Here is a 3,363-nt window from a genome sequence, read left to right as displayed (position 1 = left end):
GCCCAGCAGGTCGCCGGCCAGCCGCGGGCGGCGCAGCGGGTCGACCACCAGGCGGCGGCCGGCCGAACCGGCCAGGCCGAAGCCCGGGGTGAAGGGCCGCAGGCGCAGCGGGCGCAGGGCGAGGCGGCGCCGCAGCTGCGGGTAGGAGGTGTTGAACACCTGGAAGCCCCGGTCCAGCCGGAAGCCGTCGCGCAGGTCGGTGCGCATCCGCCCGCCCACCCCGTCCGAGCCCTCCAGCAGCCGCACCCGCCGTCCGGCCGCCGCGAGGTCCAGCGCGCAGGCCAGGCCCGCCACCCCGGCGCCCACCACCGCCACGTCCACCGCACCGTTCGCGTCCACCGCGCTCCTCCTGCCCTCGGCCTCCGGCCCGGGTGGGCCCGGAACCCATTCGGAACCGGACCGCCGGACGGATGGACCGCCGACCGGTGCCGGTTCCGGGGCTACCGTGGAGGGCGTGGACGCGGAACGGGCGGGCCTGCGGGAGCGGCTCGGTGCGGCCCTGTTCGCCAGGGTGGCCGGGCCGGAGGGCCCCGCCGTCCGGGAGCGCATCCACGGCACCCCGGGACCGCGCCGGTTCGGTCCGGACCGGCCGATCCGGCGGGTGCACGGCGACGCCGCGATGTTCGTCGGCGGACTCGCCGCGCTCCTGGTCCAGTCGCTGCACCCGGCGGCGATGGCGGCGGTCGCCGCGCACTCCGGCTACCGGAGCGACCCGTGGGGCCGGCTCCAGCGCACCAGCACCTTCCTGGCCGTCACCACCTTCGGCACCGAGCCGGACGCGCGGGCCGCGGTGGACCGGGTCCGGGCCGTGCACGCCCGGATCAGCGGCACGACGGCCACCGGGCTCCGCTACCGGGCCGCCGACCCGCACCTGCTGGCCTGGGTGCACGCGGCGGAGACCGACAGCTTCCTGCGCGCCCACCAGGCGTACGGGGCCGCGCCGCTCGACGCGGCGGGCTGCGACGCCTACGTGGCGGACACCGCCGAGGTCGCCGCCGACCTCGGCGTCGAGCGGCCGCCGCGCAGCCGGGCCGAGCTCGCCGCGGTGCTCCGCTCCTACCGGCCCGAACTGGCCCGGACGGCCGAGGCCCGCGAAGCCGCCCGCTTCCTGCTGCTCCACCCGCCCCTCCCGTGGGCCGTCCGCCCCGCCTACGGCGCGCTGGCCGCCGCGGCGGTGGGCCTGCCCGCCGCCGAGCACCGGGCCCTGCTGGGCCTGCCGGCCGACCCGCTCAGCGCCGCCGCGGTCCGCCCGCTCGGCCTGGCCGTGGTGCGGGCGATCCGGTGGGCGATGCCGGTGCCCCGGGGAGGGGCCTGAAGCGGCGTCCCGAATTCGGAGGAATCTTTCCGGACAAGCCGGGCATACGGAACTCCGTCAGTGACGGACCGATCGGTCAGGAGGCCGTGATGAGCATGGGCGACAAGGCCAAGAACGCCGGCGACAAGATCAAGGGAACCGCGAAGGAGGCCACCGGCAAGGCGGTCGGCAACGAGCGCCTGGAGGCCGAGGGCAAGGCCGACAAGGCCAAGGGCGACCTCAAGCAGGCCGGCGAGAAGGTCAAGGACACCTTCAAGGACTGAGCCTTCGAGGACTGAGCGGAGCCGCCCCGGCGGACCGAGGGGCCCGAGCCGTCACCGGCTCGGGCCCCTCGCCGTCGTTCCCGCCGTCACAGCACGTCGCGACGGCGCTCCTCCACCACCACCTCGTCCACGCCGCGCCCGCCCAGGTAGCGGCGCCGCCCCAGCACCCGCGCGTACACCACCACGCCGATCAGGCCCGCCGCCATCAGGACCACCCCGACCACCGTGAGGTTGACACCCGCCAGGTGCCAGTGCACGCCGAACGCCAGGATCGCCCCGACCGCCAGCAGGATGATGCAGCCACCGAGTCCCATGATCGCCTCCGTCACCGTCTCGTTCCGCCCCGGGACCGGGGCCGCCCGGCGCCTACCCCCGACCCGCCGGAGGATTCCCGTCCCGGGCCCGGCCGCTGACGCCGCGTCGGCCGCCCGTCGGCCTCAGGCGCCGGCGGGGTGCCAGGCCGCCAGCAGCACGGTGGCGTCGTCCCGCAGCCGGTCGCCCTGGTGCGCGGTGATCCGCCGGACGAGCCGGCGCAGCGCCTCGGGGGCGGGCAGGCCGTCGGCCATCGCCCGGGAGACCACGTCGACCAGGCGCTCCTCGCCGAACGGGACGCCGTCCGCGTCCCGCCCCTCGGTCACGCCGTCGGAGTGCACCAGCAGCTGGTCGCCCGGTTCCAGGCGCGCGGTGTGGACGGCCGGCACGGTCCGCGGCAGGCCGGCGGGCAGGCCGAGCGGCGGGTGGACGGGGCGCTCCAGGGCCCGGGCGACGATCCGGCCGCGGCGGATCAGCAGCGGGGTCGGGTGGCCGCAGTTGATCCAGGACAGGGTGCCGGTGGCCAGGTCCAGGTCGGCGATCACGCAGGTCAGCAGCCGGTCCGGGATCCACCGGGTGAGCGCGGCGTCGATCGCCCCGGCGATGTCGGCCAGGGTGCCGCCGTCCCGGCGGGTGGAGCGGCAGGCCGCGACGGCCACGGCGCTGCAGCCCCCGGAGGCCAGGTCGTGGCCCATCGCGTCGACCAGGGTCAGGTGCAGGCGCCGGCCGGCCAGGTTGTGGTCGAAGGCGTCCCCGCCGATGTCGTAGGCGGGCTCCAGCACCGCGCTGGAGGTGACCTGGGGGCTGCCGATCGTCCGGGGCGGCAGGAACGCCCGGACCAGCTCGGCCTGCAGCGTCATCGTCCGGCGCCGGCCGGTGCGCACCAGCAGGTCGCTGAACGGCGTCTTGGTGGCGACCAGCAGCGCCGTCGCGGTGGCCAGCGCCCGGCAGGAGGCCAGCCGGGCGCCGTCGAGGACGGGCGCGGTCACCTGGAGCACCCCCAGGCGCCCGATGCCGTCCACGATCGGCACCCAGCCCACCGCGCCCGCGCCCGCCTCGGCGCCGGTGCAGGTGCGCTCGGTGCGGTAGGCCCGGCCGGCCAGCGAGCCGTCCACGTCCAGCACCCCGGGGCCGGACGGCCCGGCCAGCGAGGGGTCCTCCGGCGGGACGGGCAGCGCGGTCAGGCACTTCTCCTGCACGTCGGCCAGGTAGATCCAGGCGCCGGTGAGGCCCAGCCGCCGGGCCGCGTCCCGCACCAGCCGCGGCAGGTCCCGGGGCCCGGCGCGGTGCGAGTCCTCCAGCAGGCGGAGCACCGCGGGCCCGGCCCGGTCCTCGTCGTGGCGGTGCATCGTCGGTCACCTCCGATTCCGTTCCCCCGCGCCCGTCCCACCATCCCGGACCCGGAACGCACCCGCCCGCCGGGACCGCCCCGCCGCGGGCCGGGCCGCCACCGGCGGTGGTCACCGGAGGACG

5 protein-coding genes are annotated in these 3,363 nt (G+C 77.8%); 2 read left to right on the top strand and 3 right to left on the bottom strand.

Annotated elements, in window-relative coordinates:
• Positions 1 to 339: FAD-dependent oxidoreductase (locus ACWEO5_RS38210; protein WP_452166665.1), on the bottom strand; the 339-nt coding region annotated here is incomplete at its 3' end.
• Positions 340 to 445: 106 nt separating this feature from the next.
• Between ACWEO5_RS38210 and ACWEO5_RS38205 the strand changes: the two genes are divergently transcribed.
• Together ACWEO5_RS38205 and ACWEO5_RS38200 are read left to right on the top strand one after the other, a co-directional pair.
• Positions 446 to 1,315, top strand: a complete 870-nt coding sequence (locus ACWEO5_RS38205; protein WP_452166664.1) for an oxygenase MpaB family protein — start codon at positions 446 to 448, stop codon at positions 1,313 to 1,315.
• A gap of 89 nt (positions 1,316 to 1,404) precedes the next feature.
• Positions 1,405 to 1,578, top strand: coding sequence for a CsbD family protein (locus ACWEO5_RS38200; RefSeq protein ID WP_344550498.1), 174 nt, complete (start codon positions 1,405 to 1,407; stop codon positions 1,576 to 1,578).
• Positions 1,579 to 1,664: 86 nt separating this feature from the next.
• On the opposite strand, the gene ACWEO5_RS38195 is transcribed toward ACWEO5_RS38200, so the two are convergent.
• Both ACWEO5_RS38195 and ACWEO5_RS38190 read right to left on the bottom strand, forming a co-directional pair.
• Positions 1,665 to 1,892: a hypothetical protein gene (locus tag ACWEO5_RS38195; protein WP_100834742.1), complete on the bottom strand. Its 228-nt coding sequence runs from the start codon at positions 1,890 to 1,892 to the stop codon at positions 1,665 to 1,667.
• Positions 1,893 to 2,015: 123 nt separating this feature from the next.
• A complete protein-coding gene (locus ACWEO5_RS38190; RefSeq protein WP_452166663.1) occupies positions 2,016 to 3,239 on the bottom strand; it encodes a PP2C family protein-serine/threonine phosphatase in 1,224 nt (407 codons plus the stop codon).
• Between the last annotated feature and the right edge of the window lie 124 nt (positions 3,240 to 3,363).

The sequence above is a fragment of the Kitasatospora sp. NPDC004272 genome (assembly GCF_053603035.1).
Note: the sequence above shows the minus strand (reverse complement) of the source record. Positions and strands in the feature narration are given on the sequence as shown.